Raw genomic sequence first — 17934 nt, 5'->3', positions numbered from 1 at the left:
GCGCGGCGGTTTTAACGCTGGGCAATCCGTGGCCGGCGGCCGATCTTCACATCCAGCGTAATGTCCTTGCCGTTGCGGAACAGATGCATCGGCGCGGTTTCATCGGGCTTGAGTGCGGCCACTTCATTGAGCATGGCGGACGAATCCTGAATGTCCTTGCCCGCCACCGACAGCAAGATATCACCCGGTTTGATGCCGGATTTTTCAGCCGGGCTGCCGCGGACCACGCCCGCAATCAGCGCGCCGTGCGCCTGCTTGAGCTTGAAGCTGGCCGCCAGTTCCGGCGTGACATCCTGGGCCTCGACCCCCAGCCAGCCGCGCGTCACCTTGCCATCCTTGATGATGGCTTCCATGACCTGTTTGACGGTCGAGGCCGGAATGGCAAACCCGATCCCCAGCGAGCCGCCAGACTGTGAATAGATCGCCGCATTGATCCCGACCAGATTGCCATCGGTATCCACGAGGGCACCGCCGGAATTACCCGGATTGATTGGCGCATCGGTCTGGATGAAGTTCTCGAATGTATTGATGCCCAGTTGCGAGCGGCCCAGCGCAGAGACAATGCCCATGGTCACGGTCTGCCCCACGCCAAACGGGTTGCCGATCGCCAGCACCACGTCGCCGACTTGCAGCTTGTCGGTGTCGGCAAAGGCAATGGGCGGCAAGATGCCTTCGTCAACCTTGATCACGGCCAGATCGGTGTCCGGATCTGCGCCCACCACCTTGGCCTCGGCGGTGCGCCCGTCTGCCAGCGCCACTTCGATCTCGTCGGCAGACTCGACCACGTGGTTGTTGGTGATGATGTACCCCTTGTCCGACACGATTACGCCAGAACCCAGGCTGGAAGCGCGTTGGGCATCGTCATTGCCAAAGAAGCGGCGGAATGCCGGATCGTTCAGCATGGGGTGGCGGGATGAACGCACTTCCTTGGAGGTGTAGATGTTCACCACGGCCGGCATGGCGCGATGGGCCGCGCTGCTGTAGCTGGTGACCACATGCGCCGCCGTGGCCGACGCCGCGACGCTCTGCGGTGCAGAGGCCGTTTTACCTTCGCGCAAAGTCACCACATCGTGGATCGCGCGTTGCGGTAGCCACTCAGGATGCAGGATCGTGGCAAGGAACCAGATCGCAAGCCCGACGGTAGTGGTTTGTGCGAAAATCAACCAGAGTTTTTTCATAGGAACGCGGTTCAATGCCGGTGAACAGACAGGTACTGGAAAAGTATATCGAACAATATTTATCCGTATCGCGCTTTCGGGATTATTGTCCCAACGGCCTGCAGGTTGAAGGCCGTGAGCCGGTTGCCCGGCTGGCGACGGCGGTGACTGCAAGCCTTGCTGCCATCGAACTTGCGATCGAAGCGGGTGCGGATGCGTTGCTGGTGCACCACGGGTTTTTCTGGAAAGGCGAGGCGCAATCCATTGTCCGGACCAAAAAGGCGCGGATCGCCGCTTTGCTCGCTGCTGATCTTAACCTCTTTGCTTACCATCTGCCGCTTGATGCGCATCCGGAGGTCGGTAATAACGCAACGCTGGGGCAATTGATGGGTGTGAGCGCCGACACCTTTTTCGGCGACCAGATGCTGGGCGCGGTCGGCACATTGACCGCCCCCGTGACCGTGCGCCAGCTGGCAAACCGGCTGGAATCGGCCACTGGCCGGGTTCCGCTGATCCTGGGGCCGGCCGAACGCGAGATTCGGCGCATTGGCTGGTGTACCGGTGGCGCGCAGAGTTTCTTCCACGAAGCCGCAACGCTTGATATAGATTGTTTTGTATCGGGTGAGAGCTCTGAATTTGTCACCCACCTGGCGGCAGAGTCCGGCGTGACCTATCTGGCCGCCGGCCACCATGCCACGGAGCGTGGCGGCGTGCGCGCCCTGGGCGATCATCTGGCGGAGCGCTTCGATCTCGATGTCATTCACCTTGAAGTTCCCAACCCGGTATGAAGAATTTGTCCCAGATCAATTTGCCCAAGATATTTTCCCTGCATGCTGCGCGAGCCGCCGCGCTGATCTGCCCGCTTTTGCTCGCCGCCTGCGCCACGCCCCCGGGCGAAACGGGTGCGGGTACTGCAGGCAAGACAACAGCAGGTGCGCCGGCACCAGAAACAAAGCTGCCCGCCCCCGGCCCGACGCCAACCGTACTCATCACCGGCCGCAAACCCCAGGCCATCCTTGATGACATCGTGAAGTTCCGGACTGGCAAAGGCATGAGTGTGCGCAGTCGTTCCAGCATGAAGGTCGAGTTTGCGGAAAGTGTTCCCAACGCAAGCCAGCCCACGGAAGCACGAATGCTGTATTTGTTGAGCCCGACCAGCAAAGGGCTGAATCTTTCGGCAAGAGTCTTTCAAGTCAGCTATCCTGGAACGGCCAGGGAGCGCGTTGCAGAAGTCACCAGTGTTGTAGCCGACAAACTTTCAAAAGAACTGGCTGGTTACAACACCAATAGTGGCTGGTAAGCCATTGTTGTACATGCGGCTTTTAGTTAAGCCGCACGTCGGGTAGAATTTCTGGCGTCTTACAAGCAGCATTGGCCACAACCCAGCTGCAGTGTGGCCTGGTCTTTGTTTCTTGCGTTCCATTTCCAATAATTTGTCAGGGATGGGGTTATGAGTGACCAGCACGTTGATAGCGGTAAACGGCGATTTCTGCTTCTGGCCAGTAGTGGGGCAGGGGCAGTCGCTGTTGCAGGAATAGCAACACCCTTTGTTGCCAGTTTTCTGCCCTCCGAGCGCGCCAAGGCGGCCGGCGCTCCGGTCGAAGTAGACATCAGCAAGCTCGAAATGGGCCAGAAGATCGATGTCGAGTATCGTGGCAAGCCGGTCTGGGTTGTCAAACGCACCAAGGAAATGCTCGACAATCTGCCCAAGCTGGACGGCAAACTGTCCGATCCCAAATCAGACTCCAGCGACCAGCCCGATTACGCCCATAACGAATGGCGCTCTCTCAAGCCAGAGATCTGGGTGGCTACGGGCGTCTGTACCCACCTGGGCTGTTCTCCGACCTACCGCCCTGACATTGCGCCGGCTGACCTTGGCGCAGACTGGCTGGGTGGCTATTACTGCCCCTGTCATGGCTCGAAGTACGACCTTGCCGGTCGCGTCTATTCCGGTGTGCCGGCGCCCCTGAACCTGCCGATCCCACCTTATAAATTCCTCACCGACACCAGTCTGCGTATCGGCGAAGAAACCAAATAACCGGCACCTCTACAGAGGCTTCAGACATGAGCAAAGCACAACAGCTACTTAACTGGGTAGACGATCGCTTTCCGCTGACGGCAACCTGGAAGGCGCAGATGTCGGAGTACTACGCGCCCAAGAATTTCAATTTCTGGTACTTCTTCGGTTCGCTGGCCCTGCTGGTGCTGGTGATCCAGATCGTGACCGGCATTTTCCTGACCATGAACTACAAACCGGATGGTTCGCTGATTCCGGGCACCAGCATCTCGGTGGCGTTCAATTCGGTCGAATACATCATGCGTGACGTGGCGGGCGGCTGGATCATCCGCTACATGCACTCCACCGGCGCCTCGATGTTCTTCGTCGTGGTCTACCTGCACATGTTCCGTGGTCTGGTGTATGGCTCTTACCAGAAACCGCGTGAACTGATCTGGGTGTTCGGTTCGCTGGTGTTTTTGTGCCTGATGGCAGAAGCGTTCCTTGGCTATTTGCTGCCGTGGGGCCAGATGTCGTTCTGGGGCGCCCAGGTGATCGTGAACCTGTTCTCGTCGATCCCGGTGATCGGCCAAAGCCTGTCCGAGTTCATCCGTGGCGACTATGTGGTGTCAGACGCCACGCTCAACCGCTTCTTCGCCCTGCACGTCATCGCCGTGCCGCTGGTCTTGCTGGCGCTGGTGGTGTCGCACCTGATCGCGCTGCACGAAGTGGGCTCCAACAACCCGGACGGTGTGGACATCAAGAAACACAAAGACCCGAAAACCGGCATCCCGCTCGATAGCGTACCCATGCACCCGCATTACACGGTCAAGGATATTGTCGGCGTGGTGGTGTTCCTGATCGTGTTCAGCACCATTGTGTTCTTCAAGCCCAACATGTTTGGTTACTTCCTTGAAGACAACAATTTCATTCCGGCTGATCCGCTCAAGACCCCGCCGCATATTGCGCCGGTGTGGTACTTCACGCCGTTCTACGCCATCTTGCGCGCGGTGCCTTCGTTCCTTGGCACGCAAGTCTGGGGTGTGCTGGCCATGGGCGCGGCGGTGGTGCTGATAGCGTTGCTGCCGTGGCTGGATCGGGCGCCGGTCAAATCGATCCGCTACCGCGGGCCGTTCTTCAAGACCGCCGTGGTGCTGTTCCTGGTGGCTTTTATTGGTCTGGGTATTCTGGGCACCTTGCCGCCAGATGACACGCGCACCCTGGTCTCGCGCATTTTGTCGGTGATCTATTTCGGCTTTTTCCTTGGTATGCCGTTCTACACAAAAATGGACAGCTACAAGCCGGTGCCCGAGCGGACGACCAACGGTACGACACAGCAGAAGGTCCGCTTCTTCATTTACGTGGCAATCACTTTCGTGCTGGCCGCACTCTTTGCCAAAGTGATCTAAGGACAACCGCACATGAAACTGAATCTGCGAGCTTTGCTTGTTGCTGCAGTGCTGTGCCTGCCCTTGACAGCATTTGCCGAAGAAGGTGGCCCGGCACTGGATAAAGCCCCGGTCAACCTGCAGGATGTCGAATCACTGCAGCGCGGCGCCCAGACCTTTACCAACTATTGCTTGTCCTGTCACGGCGCTGCGCTGCTGCGCTACAACCGGCTGACCGACCTGGGCCTGACTGAAGACCAGATCAAAAAGAACCTGATGTTCACCACGGACAAGGTCGGCAGTCCAATGCGCGTTGCCATGCAGGCCAATGACGCCAAGGTCTGGCTGGGTGCTGCACCGCCTGATCTTTCGGTCGAGGCCCGTGCCCGTGGCGCGGACTGGTTGTATACCTACCTGCGCTCTTTCTACCGCGACGACACACGCCCGACCGGCTGGAACAATGCCATTTTTGACAAGGTTGGCATGCCGCACGTGCTGTGGGAGCTGCAAGGCATTCAGGTGCCGGTGTACAAGGCGGAAAAGGTCAATGGCAAGGACGTGGAAACCCTGGTGGGCCTGAAGCTGGAAAAAACCGGCTTGTTAACCCGGCTGGATGGCGACAAGGTTGATGCCGCCGAGTACGACAAGCGCGTGGGTGACCTGGTGAACTTCATGGTGTACATGAGCGAGCCTGCCCAGATCCACCGCGAACAGATTGGCTATGCCGTGCTGTTGTTCCTCTTGTTCGTACTGTTCCCGCTGGTCTATCTGCTCAAGAAAGACTACTGGAAAGATGTCGAGCACTAAGTGTCTTGTGCACAAAAGAAAAAGCGGAGCTGCGGCTCCGTTTTTCTTTTGTGTGAGGCGGGGCTGCGCCACTGGATTGTTGCGTTTTGATTTGCTGGTATTTGTATTTTCAATCAACGGCTTATCAAGCAATTTCTGGCTTTGTATCAACAAAATCTTTACAATTTAACGTTTTGCGTTACTGCATTCCGGAGAAACCCGCCCATGATGAAGCTGTATTCCGGCACGTCCTGCCCGTTCAGCCACCGTTGCCGTATTGTGTTGTTTGAAAAAGGCATGGATTTCGAGATTATCGACGTCGATGTGCATAGCAAGCCGGAAGACCTCGCGGTGATGAACCCGTACAACGAAGTTCCGGTGCTGGTTGAACGCGATCTGACTTTGTATGAATCCAATATCATCAATGAATACATTGATGAGCGCTTCCCGCATCCGCAACTGATGCCGGTTGACCCGGTCATGCGTGCCCGCGCCCGCCTGATGCTGTTCAACTTCGAGCGTGAACTGTTCGTGCACGTCAAGACACTGGAAGACGGCACCGCAACCAAGAAGGCCCAGGACACCGCTCGCGTCACCATTCGCGACAACCTGACCCAGATTGCGCCGCTGTTTGCCAAGCAAAAGTATATGCTGGGCGAAGAGTTCTCCATGCTGGACGTAGCCATTGCCCCGCTGCTGTGGCGCTTTGAGCACTACGGCATTGAAGTGACCAAGCCGCTGGCTTCCATCCTCAAGTACGGCGAGCGTCTGTTCAGCCGTCAAGCGTTCATCGATTCGTTGACTGCCAACGAAAAAGCGATGCGCAAATAAACATAGAATGTGAATGATGCGGGCCGCCGTCGCTGGCGGCCCTGTCGTTTTGCAGACCGTCGGGGTACATTCATGTCTTCTGTGTCGACCAAACCCTACCTGATCCGCGCTATTCACGAATGGTGCTCGGATCATGATTTCACGCCTTACCTGGTGGTCGCCGTGCGTGGCGAAATGCAGGTACCGATGGAGTACGTGAAAAATGGTGAGATCGTACTGAACATCAGCTACAACGCTACGCGCAATCTCAATCTGGGTAATGACTATGTGTCGTTCTCGGCCCGTTTCAATGGTGTCTCTCGCGACATCATGATCCCGGTGGGTGCCGTGGTGTCGATCTTCTCGCGCGAAAACGGCGAGGGCATGGGCTTTGAGTATGAAGCACCGCCCGAAGAAGCACCGGTGGCCAACAGCACCTTGCAAGCCACGCCTGCCAGTCATGAGGCTGCCCGGCATGATGGCGATGACGACGACGAGCCGCCGCGTCCGCCGGCAGGCCGTTCGCACTTGCGTGTGGTCAAGTAAGCCGTATCAGCCAGGTCAAAAACCCCGTCCAGCCGGACGGGGTTTTTTGTTGTCTGCGGCAGATGCGCCGGGCTGCCTGCGCGTGGCCCAATCTGGGGCAGGGCGCCTTCATTTTCATGTAACAATGCACCAAATAGAGTCTTTTTTGTAAATTTGATCGCGTTGTTTTGTTTTATAACTACATTTTCAAACCATTTATCTGCATGGGTTCTGTTTTTATTGTTTTCAATATATTGATTTATAAAGAATAAATAAATAAAAATGATCGGTGATCGATTTTGTGGCGAACCAATGGTGTAGTTTTTCCGATAAACGTATGAAATTTAGTTACGTAGTCAAACTACATTTGATGTATGATGAAGTCATTGAATAAGTCGCCCTGAAGGAGAACTACCATGAGTATCAGCATCTCGTTTTTTGGCAAGATTGGTTCTGACGACGTCAAGCTGGAGCCGAACATGCGTGTGAACCGTGCTGGCGGCCTGGTAGGTCCGGAACAGGTTGACGGTATTGTGATGTACCAGGTGGGCGGCCGCGCCAAGGTGTGCTGGGGCCCGGGTAACTCCCGCATGGAAAAGGTCGCTGACCTGACCCTGATCGTTGAATAACGCGATCTTCCTTGCGACAGACATGAAAAAGCCCCGGCATGCCGGGGCTTTTTGCTGGGCGCAGCAAACTCAGGATTCGCTGGCGGCAGCGGCGGCAGCAATTTCTGCCTGGCCTTCATTGTCTGCGCCAGTGTCGGCCTGGGCGGCCTCGACTTCTTCCGCCACGGCGGCCAGCGTGCGGCGTTGCAGTACCGCGGCGTAGAAGCCGTCGGTACCATGCTTGACCGGGGTCATGCGCAGGTCCGGGCCGTCTAGCGGCAGATCAATTTTCTCTTTGGCCAGCAGTGTACGGACATCAACGCGTTCGAATTCCGGGTGGGTGGCCAGGAAGGTGTCAACGATAACGCCGTTTTCCGCTTCCAGAATACTGCAGGTGGCATACACCAGACGGCCGCCGGTTTTCACAAGGCGGGCAGCGGAGGCAAGAATGGATGCTTGCTTGGCATTGAGTTCAGCCACCGATGCCAGCGACTGACGGTATTTCAGGTCCGGGTTGCGGCGCAGTGTACCCAGGCCCGAGCAGGGTGCATCAACCAGCACGGCGTCCATCTTGCCAGCGAGGCGCTTGATCTTCTGGTCGTTCTCAGAGGCGATCAGTTGCGATTGCACGTTGGACAAGCCCGAACGTGCCAGGCGCGGCTTGAGGTTAGCCAGACGCTTTTCAGACACATCAAACGCATACAGACGGCCAGTCGACTGCATCTGGGCACCCAATGCCAATGTCTTGCCACCGGCACCGGCGCAGAAGTCGGTCACCATCTGGCCGCGGCGCACGCCAGCCAGCAGCGTCAGCAACTGGCTGCCCTCATCCTGTACTTCATACAAGCCGCCCAGAAAACCCGGGTGGCGCGAGAGTGCCGGCTTGCCGCCAAGGCGAATCCCCCACGGTGAATAGGGCGTGGGTTCGGCCTGGAAGTGTTCGGCGCGCAGTTGTTCCAGCAACGCATCGCGCTTGGTTTTCAGCAGGTTGGCGCGCAAATCCAGCGGTGCCGGCTGGCCCAGGCCCAGGCCCAGTTCCAGGACTTCCGCTTCGCTGCGGCCTTCGGCGAAGAGCGCATCCACAATCCATTGCGGGAAACCGGCACGTACGGCCAGCGGGGCGTCGGCCAGGTTTTTGGCTTTCCATTCCTTGGCCAGTTCCAGCTGGTCTTCCCGGTAGAACGTGGCCAGCTCTTTGAGCGTGCGCTTTTCTACCGCCGAATGCCAGGCCAGCAACCACAGGCGCGCGCCTGCGTATTCGCCGGCAATCCATTTCAGTTTGGGCAGGGCGCGCAGTACACCGAATACCGTCTCGGCGATGATGCTGCGGTCACGCGCGCCCAGTTTTTTGTGCTCGCGAAACAGGCGCGACATGCACACGTCGGCGGGGGCGGTGAAGGGCAGGATTTGTTCAAGCGCGTCGAGCACGGCGTTGAACTGGACAGAGGTAAGCAGCATGTTGTTTGACTTGATCGTGTAATTTTGCAAAAAGCCGCAGCGGAGCAACCGCACGCTACGGCCAGAAACCGGTGGGGTTAATCCTTGCCGGGCGAATCCGTTGGTGCCGGCGCATCCAGCACCGACTTGCCGTCTATGGTGATCTCCGTCGCCCACAAATCCAGCGGTGCATCATTGCCCAGGTTGAAGATCATTCTTACAGGCAGGTTAGACCATTGCGGGGCCAGCCAGAAATCAAATACGCGATCTTCAAACGTACCGCGCAACAAGATGACCTTGACCACCTGGCCACCAACGCGCCAGTTCTTCTCCCCTTGTACCTCAAAGGCGACGTTGGGGTAAATCTTGCGGCCGCTGACCATGGAAAAACTGAAGTTCTGGTTGCGCACCCCGCCAATGGCGAACTGGAACGCGGTAGAGAACAGATCCTGGGTGCCTTTATCCAGCGTTTCAGTGCTGGTTTTGTCGCCGTCATGCAGCGTGATCTGGTGGTTGGCCCAGTCAAATGTGGCTTCGTTCTGCAGTTTGCCATCACGCACGTCGGTGAAATGTTCTGGCGCCAGCCCGTTTTTGGTCAGCCGGCCATCGCTGGTAAACGCACGGGTGCGGCCAAACAGGTTGGCGCCGAGCTTGAGCGAGTACCGATCGTCTTGCACCTGCCAGTTCAGCCGCATGGGGATCGGCAGACCGTGGTAGACATAGGTGATCGCCAGATCATGCGGGAAATCCTTCGCCGGGCGCACCGGCACATCGGCCGCCTGCACGGGCAGGGTTACCAGCGCAAACAGCACAAGCAATACAGAAAACAGGTGTCGCTTCATGAATTCATCCTTGTTCAGCCACGCGGGCCGCGCTGTTGTTCCAGGCCGGGCGTGGGGGATTCCAGCAGCGTTTTGCCGTCGGCGTCGATATCGCTGGCAAACACATCATAAGTGTCCTTGCCCGCGTTCAGAATCATGCGCACCGGCAGGTTGTGCCATTGCGGGGCCAGCCAGAAATCAAACACGCGGTCTTCAAACGTGCCGCGCAGCAAAATGGCATCAACATCCTTGCCGGACAGACGCAGCGTTTTCTCGCCCATGATCTGGAACGCCACATTCGGATAGATCTTGCGGCCGCTGGCCAGCGAGAACGTAAACGAAGGCATGCTGGCGCCTTGAAGGGCGAACTGGAATGCGGCGGAGAACAGATCCTGGTCGCCCGGTTGCAGCGGCCCTTCAATGGTTTTGTCGCCATCGTGCAGCACGAATTTTTGTTCCGACCAGTCAAACAGCGCTTCGTTCTGCAACTTGCCGTCACGGGTGTCGCTAAAGCGATCCGGCGCCAGCCCGCGCTTGCTGATGGTGCCGACGCTGCTAAAGACGCGGCTGCGCCCCAACATGGACGCGCCGATGTCGAGTGCATAGCGCCCGTCGCCCGCGGTCCAGGTCAGTCTGGCGGGGAAGCCCTTCCAGCGATAGGTGATATGAACCACCTTGGGGAAGGCCGCGTTGACTGACGGCACGGCAGCCGGGCCCGAGGCGCGGGCGACTGCTACGGCAGAGGCCGCGCTGGCCTGACGAACAGGTGCCGAGGCGATCGCAACCGCACTGGCCTGCGCCGGGGCGCTGGCGTTGCCAAACCAGGATTGCGGGGCGGATGCGGCACCGCTGGCTATTTGCACCGCGCTGGCCACAGGCGCACTGGCAGTGGCGCTGGCCAGTTGGGTCGCAGGTTTCGGCTTGCGTCTGGGGGCAGGTCTGGGCGTCGGCGTGGGTGTCGGGGCGGCTTGGGCTACAACCGCGGGTTTGGGCGGGGCTTTGGGCGCAAACCATACGGTCTGGATCTCCGGACGCTTGATGTTCTTCAGTTCGTCCGGCAGTTTTTTCTCGTCTTCCCAGTCCTGGCTTTTGAGCGTGCGCGTAGGTTTGCGCAGTTTTTCGTCAGGCTTGTCCGGGGAGGTGTTGGTCAGATAGTCGTAAATCAGATCGCCGGTTGCAGAAAAAATGTGCGTCAGCAGCGACAGCACAAAGGCGATGGTCAGCAAAAGGTGGGGAGCGCGCCAGCGGCGTTTGGTCATGCGCGCGCCGGGCCCACGCGTACGCGCTGGCCCTCGATTGTCAGACGGTCTTCCACAAACCAGCGTACAGCCAGCGGGTAAAGTTGATGTTCTTCTTGCAGCACGCGCTCAGCCAGCCGCTCGGCGGTGTCGTCTTCCTGCACAGCTACCGCCGCCTGCGCGATGATCGGGCCGTGATCGAGTTCAGCGGTGACAAAGTGAATGGTGCAGCCGGCCAGTTTCACGCCTTCATCAATGGCGCGCTGATGCGTGTTCAGGCCGGTAAAGGCCGGCAACAGCGAGGGGTGAACGTTGATCAGGCGCCCGGTGTAATGATTGACGAACCCCGGCGTGAGAATCCGCATGAAGCCGGCCAGCACCAGCAGATCCGGCGCATAGCCGTCGATCAGGGTGGCCAATGCCGCGTCAAACGCTTCCCGGCTGTCAAAGCTGCGGTGATCCAGCGCGGCCGTGGCAATGTCGCGCTCAGCCGCCCAGGTCAGCCCTTCAGCTGTCGGACGGTTAGAGATGACAGCGGCAATGCGCGCACCGGGAATGGCGGCTTCGACGATCTTGCGCATATTGCTGCCGCGACCGGAAACCAGAATGACGATGTTCTTCATAAGTGGGTGAGGCGTAAGGGGTGCGGAGTGAGGTGCAAAGACCAGTGCGTCGGGGTTTTCACCTCACGCCTTGTTCCTCCCACCCCACGCCCGGTCAGGCGACTTGCGTCTGGTGTTCGTCGCCGTTGCGCTCGCGCACGGCACCGATGCGGTACACGGTTTCGCCTTCAGCCTGCAGCAACCGGGTGGCCGCGTCAGCTTGATCTGCGCCAACAATCACCACCATGCCGATCCCGCAGTTGAAGGTGCGGTACATTTCAGCCGAAGCCACGCCGCCTTTCTCTTGCAGCCACTGGAACAGCTTGGGCATGGTCCAGCTCTTGGAGTCGATCTGTGCGACGGTGTTTTCCGGCAGTACACGCGGTACGTTTTCAGAGATGCCGCCACCGGTAATGTGGGCCATGCCCTTCACCGGCAGGGTTTGCATCAGCTTGAGCAGCGGCTTGACGTAAATGCGCGTCGGCGCCATGACCACATCGGCCAGCGACTTGCCGTTTTCGAACTCGGCCGCGTAATCGGCTTCCGACAGATGCAGAATCTTGCGAACCAGCGAGTAACCGTTGGAGTGCGCGCCGTTGGAAGCCAGGCCCAGCACCACATCGCCCGGCTGGATGGTCTTGCCAGTGATGATGTTGGCTTTTTCGACCACACCCACCGCAAAGCCGGCCAGATCGTACTCGCCGACCGGGTACATGCCTGGCATTTCAGCGGTTTCACCGCCAATCAGCGCGCAACCGGCTTGTTCACAGCCATGGGCAATGCCGCGGATCACTTCGGTGGCGGCATCGACATCCAGCTTGCCGCAGGCAAAGTAATCCAGGAAGAACAGCGGCTCTGCCCCTTGCACCAGGATATCGTTCACGCTCATGGCCACCAGATCGATGCCCACGGTGTCATGGCGATTGAGTTCGAACGCCAGCTTGAGCTTGGTGCCCACGCCATCCGTGCCGGAAACCAGCACAGGTTCTTTGTATTTCTTGGAGATTTCCACCATGGCGCCAAAGCCGCCAAGGCCGCCCAGCACTTCCGGACGCATGGTGCGCTTGGCATACGGTTTGATGTTTTCAACAAGTTGATCGCCCGCGTCGATATCAACGCCTGCGTCGCGGTAGCTCAAGCCGGTGGGGGTGGTGGTCATGCGTATGGCCTCGTGGTCCAGATCAGGTGGCAGGTCTGCTGCGGGGCAGGTTGGCGGCTGAAGGTGCCGTTTAAACGGGCCGATTACCCCGTTCGTGGCGGGATTGCCTCGTTGCGGCTAGAATTGACAGCCTTTTTGCCAAAAAGCCCGGTCTACAAAAGGCCAGTATTTTACCGCATCTTTAGATGAAACGCCCGACTCCCCGTCTGTTTGCCCTGCAAAATCACCTGGTTGCCGCCACGCAGCCGGTGAACGGGCACGCTTGCGCCTGGCAAAAAGGGGCCCGTGCATGAGCGAACAGCTGATTCTGGACCTCTACCTGCCGCAGCCGCCCAGCTTTGAAGGCTTTGTGCCGGGCGAGAACGCAGAGCCCTTGTTCATGCTGGCTGAATGGGCTGCCGGCGCGGCCGATATCCGCTTTTTGTACCTGTGGGGCGGTGATGGCGTGGGCAAATCTTATTTGCTGGATGCCGCCGCCAGCCGCTTGGCGGGCGCGTTGTATATCAACGCCGCACGCGAGCGGCTGCCCGACTTTATCGACCCGGCCGCCGCGCTGATTGTCGATAATGTCGAGGCACTTGATCCGGAACAGCAGATTCGCCTGTTCGACCATTACAACACCCTGCGCGAGGGCAGTGGCCGGCTGCTGGCCGCCGGGCCGTTGCCACCCATGCAGCTGGATTTGCGCGATGACCTGACCACGCGGCTGGGCTGGGGGCTGGTGTATCAGCTCAAGGCGCTGTCTGATGCAGACAAGATCGCTGCACTCAAGGCACAGGCGCGCGAAGCCGGGTTTGAGTTGCCGACCGAGGTGGCCGATTACCTGTTGCGCCACACCGCGCGTGATCTGGCCAGCCTGCGGGCGGTGCTGGAACAAGCCAATCGCTATGCGCTGTCGACCAAACGGCCGGTGACTGTGCCGTTGATCCGCGATGTGCTGGCGGGTGATCGCCACGTTTAAGGCAAGGTGAGAACCGGCCGCGTCTAGCGATCCGGTACGGGCGGGCGCTCGACAAAATGCACGCTGCTGATCAGGTTGTTGTCGACGCGATAGATCGCGACCGCAGTCACGGTGTGGTGTTCCAGCCCGGTAATGATTTCGTGATCGATCACCGTATTGCCAAACACAATGCGGTTCTGCAGATCAGCCTTGAGTTCCGGCCGGTTAAACCGGTGCAGCCGGTAGAACGCCGCCAGTGCATAGCGGCCTTCCATGCGGGTCTCGTTCGATGGCCAGCCGGCAACGCGCACGTCTTCGGCATAACAGGCCACGAAGCGATCGGTATCGTGGGCGTTGTAGGCATCCAGTTGCGCCTGGACGACGTCTTCTGGTGACCTCACAGATTCATCCGCAAGCATGATGTAGCCCCCCTTCTGATCAATATAGTTCAAGGGAAGGGCGTTACCGCGCTGCCTGGCGGGGATCAGCCTTGCACTTGCTGGGGTACTTCCGGGTTGACGAAGGGCTCGCCGGCGATCAGCTTGTTCATCATGTCCGGGTCATGCCATTCCGCTTTGACCTGATCAGAGAACACCAGGTCTTCCAGCTTGATCAGCCCCATGCGCGCGTTTTCGGCATCTTCACGGAAAGCCTGGGCGTAGCCGGTTTCCGTTTCATGGGCGATCACCGAATGCAGACGGACATCGCTCTCGCCATTCTTCATGACGGTGTTCTTGAGGATGGCGTCGATGACCACAAAGAAGATGCGGGCAAACTGCTCGGCCGAAGGCGATACCGGCACGCTGATCCAGCGGGCAGAGAACTCGCGCGAGAGCCGGATGTACTCGGGATCGTCCTTGTCCCAGAAACAGATGGCGTGATCAAACGCGTCGATCACGTCCTTGATGGTGCTCTTCATCAAGCCAAAGTCATACACCATCTGGCCGTTATCGAGCGCGTGCGCCTCCAGCAGCACTTCCACCTTGTAGCTATGGCCGTGGATGGAGCGCCGGCAACGGTCGGACGAACAGTTGCGCACGATATGCGCGCTTTCAAATTTGAACAGCTTGCGGATCAGCATGGATAAAACCTGAGTAATGAACTCGGGTTTTATCAGAATCCGGCCGTCTGCTCAAGCATGCCGGGTACCGCGCTTCCGGGCGGCATCCGGATTGCCGGTGATTCAAGCTTGCATGTAAGTTTTGTAAGTAGTTTGCTGTATGTCATGACCCGTCGTTCAACAAAACTTCATCTGGTTGACATCCGGCTGTCGCAGACCAGCGGTGATGTACGGTCAAGTGGTATCGACCGACCGCATATCAGCGACTGCTTTTTTTGTACTGCAACATGCGCAATCAGGGCAAAAACAAGCAATGTATCGGCCAGATACTTCCGCTGGTCCTGTTTGTGCTGCAATGCAACAAAATGACGCCCGGCGACTGGTCTTGTTGCTGAAAAATGAGGCAAAACCGGCGACAGGCGCGCGCCTTGACACCTTCAGGCCCCATACCGCTAATCGATATCGCACCCGCGAAATGGCCATAAATGCCTTGGCGGGACCGGCGCCGCACCGCAGTTTTCTTACAAAAACGGCGCCTTCAAGATCCGTCAAACACAAGAACGGATCATCGCGACACAGAATCAACGGATTGGAGACTGAACCATGAAAAGCAAGCGGCTGGCCCTCGCGGCCGTGCCCTTTGCCCTGGCGGCGGTATATGCACTGGGTGCATACCCCACCTGGCAAGACGGCGGTACTTATACCGCAGGCACCATTGTGTATTACAACGGGCATGACTATCAGGCACTGGTAACCCAGACTGATTATGTGGGTGCCAACTGGAACCCGGCAGCGACCCCGAGCCTGTGGAAGGATCTGGGCGCCGATACCGGCGGCACTCCGACCCCGACCCCGACTCCTACACCAACCGCGACACCGACGCCGGCGCCCACGCCGACCCCGACGGCTACGCCAACACCGGCGCCCACGCCGACCCCCACGCCGACGCCAGCACCTACGCCGACGCCCACGCCCACGCCAGCGCCGACCCCGTCGGGTAGCTGTTATACCGCCTGGGATTCTGGCACCGCGTATAGCACCGGCGCGACCGTCAGCTACAACGGCGTGAACTACAAGGCCAACTTCTGGACACAGGGTAACAACCCAAGCACCAGCAATGGCGCCACGGGCACCGGCCAGCCATGGACCATCGTCGGCAACTGCGGTAGCACCACACCGACACCGACGCCAACACCGACGCCAACACCGACGCCAACACCGACGCCAACACCGACGCCAACACCGACGCCGACACCGACACCGACACCGACACCGACGCCGACGCCGACGCCGACGCCGACGCCGACGCCAACGCCAACGCCAACGCCAACGCCAACGCCCGCACCGACCCCGTCGGCCAATGCTTGCCGTCCGGATGGTCTGATCCCGGGCACCAGCAACGTGCCGTACTGCAAGGTGTATGACGCCAACGGCCGTGAAGTGCTGGCCAATGGCCTGAATCGCCGTATCGTTGGTTACTTCGCCAGCTGGCGTACCGGTGTGGATGGCTCACCGACTTACCTGGTGAACAACATCCCCTGGAACAAGGTGTCGCACATCAACTATGCATTCGCCATGGTTGACCAGAACACCTACAAGATCAGCATCGACACCAGCGCCACCAGCCCGGATATCAGCCTGACCTGGCCGAATGTCCCGGGTGCGGCCATGGATAGCACGCTGCCGTACAAAGGCCACTTCAACCTGCTGGCCCAGTACAAGAAGCAGAATCCTGGCGTGAAGATCATCATGTCGATCGGTGGCTGGGCTGGCGGTACCGGTTTCTACACCATGACCACCAATGCCGATGGCAGCACCAACACGGCCGGTATCAATACGTTTGCCGATTCTGTGGTGGCGTTCCTGCGTCAGTACAACTTCTTTGATGGCGTGGATATCGATTACGAACATCCCACCACCAACAACCAGGCCGGCAACCCGGACGACTTCAGCATCTCTACCCCGCGTCTGAAGGGGCTGATGACCAGCTACAACCTGTTGCTCAAGACCCTGCGCCAGAAACTGGATACCGCAGCGGTAGCGGACAACAAGTACTACATGCTGACCATCGCCGGTTCGGCTTCGGGCTGGATCTTGCGTGGCGAAGAGAACATGTCTTCCCTGCAATATCTGGACTACGCCAGCCTGATGTCGTATGACCTGCACGGCGCCTGGAACCAGTATGTCGGCCCGAATGCTGCGCTCTATGACGATGGCAATGATGCTGAACTGAAAGCAGGCGGCGTGTACGGCGCTTCGCAATACGGTGGCATTGGCTATCTGAATACCGACTGGGCTTACCACTACTACCGCGGCGCACTGCAGTCTGGCCGGATCAACATCGGTCTGCCGTACTACACCCGTGGCTGGAAGGGCGTGACCGGCGGTACCAATGGCCTGTGGGGCACCACGCCGACTGTCAGCAGCACCGTGACTTGCAAGGGCATTGCCACTTGCGGCCAGGGCGCTACCGGCATCGACAACGTCTGGTATGACCTGGATAGCCAGGGCAATCCGGTACCGGGCGGCGGCAACCCGCTGTGGCATGCGCTGAACCTGCAAAACGGCATCGTGCCGGATTACCTTGATGCTTATAAGGTGACCGACAAGACCATCACCGGGACCTACGCGCCGAACTACAACTCGACGCTGGTTGCGCCGTGGTTGTGGAACGCCACCAAGCAGGTGTTTATCTCCACCGAAACCGAGCAGTCCATCCAGGCCAAGGCGCAATACATTGTCGATCACGGCATTGGCGGCGCAATGATCTGGGAACTGGCCGGTGACTACGCCTGGAACGCCAGCATGAACGGCGGCAAGGGCGAGTACTACATGGGCAACACCCTGACTACCGATATCTACAACGCCTTCACTGCTGCCGCGCCGTATGGCAACAAGAAGGCAGAAACCACGCTGCCGACCACCTCGGCTGCGGTAGGTATCGTGCTGGATCAGTGGCCGATGGGTGATAACAACTACCCGATCACGCCCAAGATGGAGATCACCAACAACTCCGCCCAGACCATTCCGGGTGGCAGCACGGTTGAGTTCGATTACCCGGTATCCGCACCGGCGACGATGGCAGACCAGTCCGGTTTCGGTCTGACCAACACGTCGGCAGGCTATACCGGCCCGAACAACATCGGTGGTTTCAAGAACAACTACAACCACGCGAAGTTCAGCATCCCGACCTGGCAAAGCATCGCTCCGGGCCAGACCGTGACCGTCGCACTGAACTACTATCTGCCGATCTCCGGTCCGTCCAACTATGTGGTCACCATTGGTGGCAACAAGTACATCCTGCAGCAAGAGAACCCGGATGTGACGGTGGGCTTCAAGTAAGGCGCGTTGAAGCGCGCGGCAGACCGGTCTGACCGGTTTGCCAGTCGCTCAAAACACACAAGGCG

General features: G+C 58.9%; 18 protein-coding genes. 10 read left to right on the top strand and 8 right to left on the bottom strand.

All coding sequences use genetic code 11. The features are described 5' to 3' along the window. Positions 1–11: 11 nt before the first annotated feature. The gene (locus IEX57_RS17615; protein WP_188705994.1) at positions 12–1178 is read right to left on the bottom strand and encodes a Do family serine endopeptidase; all 1167 of its coding nucleotides are present in this window, start codon (positions 1176–1178) and stop codon (positions 12–14) included. A gap of 14 nt (positions 1179–1192) precedes the next feature. Between IEX57_RS17615 and IEX57_RS17610 the strand changes: the two genes are divergently transcribed. The 8 genes from IEX57_RS17610 (at position 1193) to IEX57_RS17575 (ending at position 7291) form a co-directional block, all read left to right on the top strand. After that, positions 1193–1945, top strand: coding sequence for a Nif3-like dinuclear metal center hexameric protein (locus IEX57_RS17610; protein ID WP_229709090.1), 753 nt, complete (start codon positions 1193–1195; stop codon positions 1943–1945). Positions 1946–1950: 5 nt separating this feature from the next. Continuing rightward, positions 1951–2457, top strand: a complete 507-nt coding sequence (locus IEX57_RS17605; RefSeq protein WP_188705992.1) for a hypothetical protein — start codon at positions 1951–1953, stop codon at positions 2455–2457. A gap of 150 nt (positions 2458–2607) precedes the next feature. Next, positions 2608–3195 (top strand): ubiquinol-cytochrome c reductase iron-sulfur subunit, encoded by a 588-nt coding sequence (petA, locus tag IEX57_RS17600; RefSeq protein WP_188705985.1) that lies wholly within the window; start codon positions 2608–2610, stop codon positions 3193–3195. 26 nt (positions 3196–3221) lie between these two features. Further along, positions 3222–4562 carry a cytochrome b gene (locus IEX57_RS17595; protein ID WP_188705983.1) on the top strand — a complete coding sequence of 447 codons (1341 nt, stop codon included), beginning with the start codon at positions 3222–3224 and terminating at the stop codon, positions 4560–4562. A gap of 12 nt (positions 4563–4574) precedes the next feature. Beyond that, positions 4575–5348, top strand: a complete 774-nt coding sequence (locus IEX57_RS17590; protein ID WP_188705981.1) for a cytochrome c1 — start codon at positions 4575–4577, stop codon at positions 5346–5348. 204 nt (positions 5349–5552) lie between these two features. Beyond that, complete coding sequence (locus IEX57_RS17585; RefSeq protein WP_184102717.1) at positions 5553–6158, top strand: glutathione S-transferase N-terminal domain-containing protein; 606 nt, start codon at positions 5553–5555, stop codon at positions 6156–6158. A 72-nt stretch (positions 6159–6230) separates the two neighbouring features. Further along, positions 6231–6683: a ClpXP protease specificity-enhancing factor gene (locus IEX57_RS17580; protein WP_188705980.1), complete on the top strand. Its 453-nt coding sequence runs from the start codon at positions 6231–6233 to the stop codon at positions 6681–6683. Positions 6684–7078: 395 nt separating this feature from the next. Then, a complete protein-coding gene (locus IEX57_RS17575; RefSeq protein ID WP_188705978.1) occupies positions 7079–7291 on the top strand; it encodes a hypothetical protein in 213 nt (70 codons plus the stop codon). A gap of 69 nt (positions 7292–7360) precedes the next feature. On the opposite strand, the gene IEX57_RS17570 is transcribed toward IEX57_RS17575, so the two are convergent. The 5 genes from IEX57_RS17570 to purM form a co-directional block, all read right to left on the bottom strand. Continuing rightward, on the bottom strand, positions 7361–8728 hold the full coding sequence (locus IEX57_RS17570) for an RsmB/NOP family class I SAM-dependent RNA methyltransferase (protein ID WP_188705976.1): 1368 nt from the start codon (positions 8726–8728) through the stop codon (positions 7361–7363). Between the two features lie 77 nt (positions 8729–8805). Next, on the bottom strand, positions 8806–9549 hold the full coding sequence (locus IEX57_RS17565) for a DUF3108 domain-containing protein (protein ID WP_188705974.1): 744 nt from the start codon (positions 9547–9549) through the stop codon (positions 8806–8808). A 14-nt stretch (positions 9550–9563) separates the two neighbouring features. After that, positions 9564–10787 carry a DUF3108 domain-containing protein gene (locus IEX57_RS17560; protein ID WP_188705972.1) on the bottom strand — a complete coding sequence of 408 codons (1224 nt, stop codon included), beginning with the start codon at positions 10785–10787 and terminating at the stop codon, positions 9564–9566. Then, the gene (gene purN / locus IEX57_RS17555) at positions 10784–11389 is read right to left on the bottom strand and encodes a phosphoribosylglycinamide formyltransferase (RefSeq protein ID WP_188705970.1); all 606 of its coding nucleotides are present in this window, start codon (positions 11387–11389) and stop codon (positions 10784–10786) included. Before purN ends, IEX57_RS17560 begins: the two co-directional genes overlap by 4 nt. A 94-nt stretch (positions 11390–11483) precedes the next feature. Beyond that, complete coding sequence (purM, locus tag IEX57_RS17550; RefSeq protein ID WP_188705968.1) at positions 11484–12527, bottom strand: phosphoribosylformylglycinamidine cyclo-ligase; 1044 nt, start codon at positions 12525–12527, stop codon at positions 11484–11486. 289 nt (positions 12528–12816) lie between these two features. On the opposite strand from purM, the gene hda reads away from it, so the two are divergent. After that, positions 12817–13488 carry a DnaA regulatory inactivator Hda gene (hda, locus tag IEX57_RS17545; RefSeq protein ID WP_188705966.1) on the top strand — a complete coding sequence of 224 codons (672 nt, stop codon included), beginning with the start codon at positions 12817–12819 and terminating at the stop codon, positions 13486–13488. Positions 13489–13511: 23 nt separating this feature from the next. Here the strand turns inward: hda and IEX57_RS17540 are convergent, their stop codons facing one another. Continuing rightward, on the bottom strand, positions 13512–13886 hold the full coding sequence (locus tag IEX57_RS17540; RefSeq protein ID WP_188705964.1) for a nuclear transport factor 2 family protein: 375 nt from the start codon (positions 13884–13886) through the stop codon (positions 13512–13514). 65 nt (positions 13887–13951) lie between these two features. After that, positions 13952–14548: a 6-pyruvoyl trahydropterin synthase family protein gene (locus IEX57_RS17535; protein ID WP_188705963.1), complete on the bottom strand. Its 597-nt coding sequence runs from the start codon at positions 14546–14548 to the stop codon at positions 13952–13954. A gap of 582 nt (positions 14549–15130) precedes the next feature. On the opposite strand from IEX57_RS17535, the gene IEX57_RS17530 reads away from it, so the two are divergent. Then, positions 15131–17869 carry a chitinase C-terminal domain-containing protein gene (locus IEX57_RS17530; RefSeq protein WP_188705961.1) on the top strand — a complete coding sequence of 913 codons (2739 nt, stop codon included), beginning with the start codon at positions 15131–15133 and terminating at the stop codon, positions 17867–17869. Positions 17870–17934: the final 65 nt, after the last annotated feature.

The organism is Silvimonas iriomotensis (assembly GCF_014645535.1).
Taxonomy (GTDB): Bacteria; Pseudomonadota; Gammaproteobacteria; order Burkholderiales; family Chitinibacteraceae; genus Silvimonas; species Silvimonas iriomotensis.
The sequence above is the reverse complement of the archived record's forward strand: the minus strand, read 5'-3'. Positions and strand labels throughout refer to the sequence as shown.